This window comes from Anaeromyxobacter sp. PSR-1, from assembly GCF_000964525.1.
Classification (GTDB): Bacteria; Myxococcota; Myxococcia; order Myxococcales; family Anaeromyxobacteraceae; genus Anaeromyxobacter.
The window spans coordinates 23,118-30,093 of sequence record NZ_BAZG01000035.1 but is presented as its reverse complement, the minus strand read 5'-3'; the positions used below and the strand labels follow the sequence as shown (position 1 = coordinate 30,093).

Genomic DNA, 6,976 nt, shown 5'->3' with positions numbered 1-6,976 from the left:
GAGGCGGTCGCCAGCCCGCCCGCCCCGATCGCCGCCGCCCGGCCCGTCCGCCCGCGCCGAATCCCGAGTGCCATGCCCGCCCCCCGTCCGCCCGTCACGCTAACCACGGCGCCGGTGGCCCGGGGGCGCCGCCCGCCGGCGCGCCTTACGGTGACGGGGGTGAGGATCGACGCTGCGCCGGGGACGCGGCCGCCGAGCGTCCCGCGGCGCCGGCTCGCCGCCGGGGCCGAGGTGGTGGACGGGGGCGTGCACTTCCGCGTCTGGGCGCCCGCCTGCGCGCGCGTGGAGGTGCGGGTCGAGGGCGCGCGCGAGGCGGCGCACGCGCTCGCGCCCGAGCCCGGCGGCTGGCACGCGGGGCTGGTGCCGGGCCTCGGCGACGGGGCGCGCTACCGCTACCGGCTGGACGGCGGGGCGGCCTACCCGGACCCCTTCTCACGCTTCCAGCCGGAGGGGCCGCACGGACCGTCGCAGGTGGTCGATCCCTCGCGCTTCCGCTGGACGGACGCGGGCTGGCGCGGGCTCCGGCCGCGCGGGCAGGTGCTCTACGAGCTGCACGTCGGGACGTTCACGCCGGAGGGGACCTGGGCCGCGGCGGAGCGCGAGCTGCTCGCGCTCGCCGAGCTGGGCGTCACCGCGGTGGAGGTCCTGCCGGTGGCGGAGTTCCCGGGCAGGTTCGGCTGGGGCTACGACGGCGTGGACCTGTTCGCGCCGACCCGGCTCTACGGCGCGCCGGACGACCTCCGGCGCTTCGTGGACCGCGCGCACGCGGTCGGGCTCGGCGTGCTGCTCGACGTGGTCTACAACCACCTCGGCCCGGACGGCTGCTACCTCCGGGAGCTCGCGCCGGGCTTCTTCTCCACGCGCTACCGGGGCGAGTGGGGCGACCCGCTCAACTTCGACGGCGAGGACGCCGGGCCGGTGCGCGAGCTGGTGGCCGGCAGCGCGGCGGCCTGGATCTCCGAGTACCACCTCGACGGCCTGCGCCTCGACGCGACCCAGGGGATGTTCGACGCGTCGGAGGAGCACGTGGTCGCGCTGGTCGCCCGGCGCGCGCGGGCGGCGGCCGCCGCGGCGGGCCGCGCCATCCTCGTGATCGCGGAGAACGAGCCGCAGGACGCCTCGCTGCTCCGGCCGCGCGAGGAGGGTGGCATGGGGCTCGATCTCGCCTGGAACGACGACCTGCACCACTCGGCGGTGGTCGCGGCCACCGGCCGGCGCGGCGCGTACTACCACGACCACCGCGGCGCGCCGCAGGAGCTCGTCTCGGCCGCGAAGCGCGGGTACCTGTTCCAGGGGCAGCGCTACGCCTGGCAGGGCAAGCGCCGCGGCCGCACCACCCGCGGCCTGCCCCCGCGCGCGTTCGTCGCCTACCTCGAGAACCACGACCAGGTGGCGAACCACCCGCGCGGCGAGCGGCTGCGCGCGCTCACCAGCCCCGGGCGCCACCGCGCCCTCACCGCGCTGCTGCTCCTCGGGCCGTGGACGCCGCTCCTGTTCCAGGGGGCCGAGTTCGGCTCGACGCGGCCGTTCCTGTACTTCGCGGACCACGGGGGCGAGCTCGGGCACCGCGTGCGCGAGGGGCGCGGCGCGTTCCTGCGCCAGTTCCCCGGCGTCGCCGGGCCGGACATGCGCGACGCGCTCCCGGACCCGGCCGACCCGGAGACGTTCGCCCGCTGCCGGCTGGATCCCGCCGAGCGCGCCGCCGGGCGCGAGCTCCGCGCGCTCCACCGCGACCTGCTGGAGCTGCGCCGCGGCACCGCGGCGCTCGGCGGCGGCGAGGCGGAGCTGGACGGCGCGGTCCTCGCCCCGGAGGCGCTCTGCCTCCGCTGGCTCGCGGACGGCGCGGGCGACCGGCTGCTCCTCGTGAACCTGGGCCCGGACCTCGAGGCCGACGGCCTGCCCGAGCCGCTCGTCGCGCCGCCGGAGGGGCGCGGCTGGCGCGTCGCCCTCTCGACCGAGGACCCGCGCTACGGCGGCGCGGGGACGCCGGCGCTGGACGACGCGGCCGGGTGGCTCGTGCCGGCGCACGCCGCGCTGCTGCTCGAGCCGGAGCCGGAGGGCGCGGCATGATCGCGCTGCCGGTGCGGCAGGGCTGGGCTCCGGCCGACGGCGCCGAGGCGCTGCTGGAGCGCGAGTGGCTGGTGGCGAACGGGCTGGGCGGGTACGCCAGCGGCACGCTCGCCGGCGCGTGCACGCGGCGCTACCACGGCCTGCTCGTCGCGGCGCTGCCGGGCGTGGGGCGCGCGGTGATGCTCTCGCACCTGTCCGACCGGGTCCGGCTCGCGGACGGCCGGGCCATCCGGCTGGCCGCGGACGAGCGCTCGGTGGGGCTCGCCCTGCACGGCGCCGAGCACCTGCGCGGCTTCCGGCTCGAGGGCGGGCTGCCGGTGTGGACCTACCGGCTCGACGGGGCGGTGCTGGAGCGGCGCGTGGCGCTCGTGCACGGCCAGAACACCGTCCACGTCTCCTACCGGCTCCTCGACGGCGACGGCCCGGTGCGGCTCACGCTCCGGCCCGGCGTCCACTTCCGCCCGCACGACGCGCCGGTCTCCGGCCCGGTGACGGCCTACCGGCTGGTGGCGGCGCAGGGGCGGCTCGAGGTCGCCGGCGACGACCCGCGCTTCCCGCCGCTGCGCCTGCTGCTGCACGGCGCGCGCGCCGCGTTCACCGTCGAGGAGGAGCGGCTCGCCGAGGTGGTCTACCGCGTGGAGGCGAGCCGCGGCTACGACACGCAGGGCGACCTGTTCAGCCCAGGCTTCTTCCGGGTGGACCTCGGGCGCGACGCGCCGGTGACGCTGGTCGCGTCCACCGAGCCGTGGGACCGGGTGGCGGCGCTGGCGCCGGAGGAGGCGCTCCGGGCCGAGCGCGCGCGGCGGGAGGCGTTGCTGGCGCGCGCGCCGGAGGCGGCGCGGCGGGGCCCCGCGGCCGAGCTGGTGCTCGCCGCCGACGCGTTCGTGGTGGAGCCGGCGGGCCGGGTGCAGGAGGAGGCGCAGGCGCGGGCGGAGGGCGACGCGCCGCGCACCGTGATCGCCGGCTACCACTGGTTCACCGACTGGGGCCGCGACACGATGATCTCGCTGGAGGGGCTCACGCTCTGCACCGGCCGCGCGCGCGACGCCGCGGCGATCCTGCGCGCGTTCGCCCGCCACGTGCGCGACGGGCTCATCCCCAACCTGTTCCCGGAGGGCGACGCGGAGGGGCTGTACCACACCGCCGACGCCACGCTCTGGATGTTCCACGCGGTGGACCGCTACGTGCGGACCACCGGCGACCGGCAGCTCCTCCGCCGGCTCCTGCCGGTGCTCCGGGACGTGGTCGCGCACCACCAGCGCGGCACGCGCTTCGGCATCGGGGTGGACCCGCAGGACGGGCTGCTCCGCCAGGGCGAGCAGGGCTACCAGCTCACCTGGATGGACGCGAAGGTGGAGGGCTGGGTGGTGACCCCGCGCCGCGGCAAGGCCGTCGAGATCAACGCGCTGTGGTTCAACGCGCTCGCGAACCTGGCGCGCTGGCTCGAGGAGGAGGGGGAGGGCGAGGCGGCCCGGGCCGCGGCCCAGGCGGCGGCCCGCGCCCGCGCGTCCTTCAACCGGCGCTTCTGGAACGCGGCGGGGCGGCAGCTGTTCGACGTGGTGGATGGCGAGGACGGGCGGGACGATCCCGCCTGCCGGCCCAACCAGCTCCTCGCCGTCTCGCTGCCCAGCCCGGTGCTCGAGCGCGACCGCTGGGCCCCGGTGCTCGAGACCGTGCGCGACCGGCTCCTGACGCCGGTGGGCCTGCGATCGCTCTCCCGCGACCACCCGGACTACAAGGCGACGTACCACGGGGACCTGCGGACCCGCGACGCCGCCTACCACCAGGGCACGGTGTGGAGCTGGCTCGTCGGCCCGTGGGTGGACGCGTGGCTGCGGGTGCACCCGGGCGATCTCGACGGCGCGCGGCGGGCGCTCGACGGGCTCGTGGGAGAGCTCGGCCAGGCGTGCCTGGGGCAGATCTCGGAGGTGTTCGACGCCGAGCCGCCGTTCACGCCGCGCGGCTGCGTGGCGCAGGCGTGGGGCGTCGCGGAGCTGCTCCGCGCGCTGCTGCGCGTCTCCGGCGCGGCCGCGGCTCAGGCGCCCGGGTCGCGGTCGGGATCCGGCCGCGAGATCGGGTAGTCGCTCTGCTCGCCGAGCAGCTCGGGCGCCTCCTCGCGCTCGGGCGGCGGGACCACGCCCGCGCGCCGCGGCGGCTCGTCGGGCGCCTCCTGCGGCGGCTCCCGCCGCTCCGCCGGCACCCGCAGGTCCCCCGGCCCCTTCGCCCCGCCCGCCGGCACGCTCGCCCCGCCCGTCTCGCGCCGCTCGGCCGCCTCGCGCGCCCGGTCGGCCGCCCCGTCCGTCCACTCGTTCTCGGCCATGCCCGGCATGCTGCGCATCCGGCGGCCACCGCGCCGGGCGGGGTGCCTCCGCATCTTCCCGTGCGCGGCGCGTGCGCGCCCGGCATGTCCGGCCGGCACCCCCGCCACGGAGGAGAGCCATGCTTCGCACCACGCAGGACGTCGTCGAGCTGCGCCGCTGGGCCGAGGCCCGCGAGGCCCGGCCGTGCCGCGAGGAGGCGAGCGGGCGGCTCGCGCTGGCCATGCCCGGCGAGTCCTGCCCCACGGCCATGCGCGAGGTCGGCTGGGACGAGTTCGAGCCGGCCTTCGCCTGGATCCGCGCGGTGGCCGTCTACGACGACGCGCCCGGCGGCCGCCGCTGCTTCGTGGGCGGCTACGACGAGGCGCACGCGTTCGTGGCGTCGTGCCGGGGCCGCGGTCGCGCGCGCGGGGAGGGCGCCGGCGCGGCGGAGTGACGGCGCCCCCGGGCGCGGCGCGCGCCCGGGGCGGAGCCGTCGCGGGCTACCGGCTCCCGGTCGCGCCCTGCGCCGGCATCGCGTCGAGCGCGCGGGCCGCGGCGCGGACGAGCGGGGTGGCGGACACCGGCGAGCCGGTGGCCTTCTTCATCCACAGGTCCGGCGAGACCGCGCCGACGGTGGTCATCCGCTCGACCTCCGAGCCCAGCGTCGCGCCCTTCGGCAGGCTGGCGAGGTGGTCCTCGATCTGCGCCGAGATGAGCCGGCCCACCGGGTAGTCGGGGATGTACAGGACGTTCGAGACGATGTGCGAGTAGATGGCGAGCAGCGGGACGTCGCGGGCGCCGAGCACCGGCGCGTACCAGCGGTTCCACACGTCGCGCGCGATCCCCAGCGTCGCCTCGCGGAGCTGCGGCGGGGTGGCCTGCGGGTGCGCGTACATCCACTTCCAGATCCCGAGGTCCACCAGCGCCACGCCGGCGATCTCGTAGGCGTCCCACAGGTCGCTCACCGCGCGGAGCCGCTGCTCCTCGGCGCCGGGCCCGGGCAGCCCCAGCACCTCGAGGTCGCGCGCCTGGAACACGAACGCGATGGCCTCGGTGAAGGCGGTGTTGGGCACGCCCTGCAGCAGCGTCGAGTCCACGCCGTACAGCGAGAACGTCTGCTCGACGTTGTGGCCCAGCTCGTGGACGGCGATGTTGAAGCCCTTGTAGTCCATGCCGTCCGGCCCGACCCGGGTGCGCAGGTGCGCCTGGTCGCCGCGGCGCGCCGCGCCCATGGCGTGGCCCGAGCCGCGGGCCGGGTCCACCGCGATCCGCTCCGCCAGCCAGGCGGCCTTCTCCGGCGCGAACCCGAGGCGCTGGAGCACGTTCGGGAGGTCCTTCGCGAACGCGGCGGGCGTCGGGTAGCGCTGGCGCGTCATCGCGTCCAGCTCCGCCTCCGACTGGCGCGAGCGCGGCTTGAAGCCCGGGTACCAGATGTCGAACGGCTCCAGCTTGCGCCCGAGCCGCGCCTCGATGAGCGCCGCGATGCGCTTGATCTCCGGCGCGCCCAGCACCTCCTCCAGCATCGCGACCACGCGCGCCTCGGGCAGCTCGCGCTCCAGCTCGAACTTGCGGGCGATGAGCGTGGGCGCCGAGGGCGAGTACGGGTCGGCGGCGCGCTGCGCCCGGAAGTTCGCGAGGATGCGCGCGTAGCGCTGGTCGGCCTCGCGCGCGCCGTCCACCTTCGCGCGCGGCTTCGCCCCGTCCTCGATCTCCTCGGCCGGCGCCGGGCGCACCGCGTTCGTCCACGGGTTCCAGTCCACGGTCGGGTCGTTCACCACCGCGGCCGGGATGGTCTGCGTCACGATCCGCTCCATCACCTTGGCGATGGCGCGCTGCCGCGCGAGGCCCTGCGGGTCGGCGTACTGCGCCTTCAGCTCGTCGCGCAGGTTCCAGTGCGAGAGGAGCCGCTTGCCCTTCGGGAACGGGCGCGCCCCCCGGTCGTCCACCAGGTGGTGCACGTAGACGTTGTAGTCGGCGATGTAGAGGTCGGCGTCCGCGCCGGCCTTCGCGATCTCGCGGTTCACCGCGGCGGGCACCCGGCGCGCGAAGCGGTTCGCGAGCCGCGCCTCGGCCCACTGGCGCCGGGACCAGCCCTCGCCCTGGCGGAGCCGCTCGTCGAGCGTGGTGAGCGGGAAGTTGAGCAGCGCCGCGAACGCGATCTTCCCGTCGAACAGGTCGTCCACCACGTGCGCCGAGGGGTCGTACGCGGCCAGCAGCCCGTCCACCGGCTGCATGGGCCCGACGTCGAGCTGCGCGAACGAGGAGAGCGTCCGGGCGATCTCGAGGCCGTTCCCGTCGAGCGCCTCGAAGCTCGCCTCGAAGCGCTTGAAGGTCTGGTCGAGGTCGCTGCCGCGCGCGCGGAACTGCTCCACGCAGAGCGCCTCGAACGCCTTCGCGTCGCCGTCGGAGGGACGCCAGAAGGCGGCGGCCTGGGCGGCGCCGCGGGCGGCGCGATCCCGCTCGGGCTCGCCGTGCTTCGCGACCAGGGCGGCGGTGCAGCGCTCGACGGCGCGGGCGAGGGCGGGCGGGGGCTTCGGGGCGGCGGTCATGGCGAGGGCGACCAGGGTCGCGGCGGCGAGGGACATGGCCGCGCACTCTACCGCGAA

The 6,976-nt window shown here is 77.3% G+C and carries 5 protein-coding genes; 3 read left to right on the top strand and 2 right to left on the bottom strand.

The annotated features are described in order from the left end of the window. Positions 1-159 precede the first annotated feature (159 nt). Positions 160-2,070: a malto-oligosyltrehalose trehalohydrolase gene (gene treZ, locus PSR1_RS08175; RefSeq protein WP_059437120.1), complete on the top strand. Its 1,911-nt coding sequence runs from the start codon at positions 160-162 to the stop codon at positions 2,068-2,070. Next, complete coding sequence (locus PSR1_RS08170; RefSeq protein WP_059437119.1) at positions 2,067-4,151, top strand: amylo-alpha-1,6-glucosidase; 2,085 nt, start codon at positions 2,067-2,069, stop codon at positions 4,149-4,151. Before treZ ends, PSR1_RS08170 begins: the two co-directional genes overlap by 4 nt. Here PSR1_RS08170 and PSR1_RS08165 read toward each other — a convergent pair. Continuing rightward, the gene (locus PSR1_RS08165) at positions 4,106-4,390 is read right to left on the bottom strand and encodes a hypothetical protein (RefSeq protein ID WP_237757872.1); all 285 of its coding nucleotides are present in this window, start codon (positions 4,388-4,390) and stop codon (positions 4,106-4,108) included. The two genes, PSR1_RS08170 and PSR1_RS08165, sit on opposite strands and share 46 nt — an antisense overlap. A gap of 119 nt (positions 4,391-4,509) precedes the next feature. Here PSR1_RS08165 and PSR1_RS08160 point away from each other — a divergent pair, with 119 nt between their 5' ends. Next, positions 4,510-4,824 (top strand): hypothetical protein, encoded by a 315-nt coding sequence (locus PSR1_RS08160; RefSeq protein ID WP_059437118.1) that lies wholly within the window; start codon positions 4,510-4,512, stop codon positions 4,822-4,824. A gap of 46 nt (positions 4,825-4,870) precedes the next feature. Here PSR1_RS08160 and PSR1_RS08155 read toward each other — a convergent pair whose 3' ends face one another. Beyond that, on the bottom strand, positions 4,871-6,955 hold the full coding sequence (locus PSR1_RS08155; protein ID WP_059437117.1) for a hypothetical protein: 2,085 nt from the start codon (positions 6,953-6,955) through the stop codon (positions 4,871-4,873). Positions 6,956-6,976: the final 21 nt, after the last annotated feature.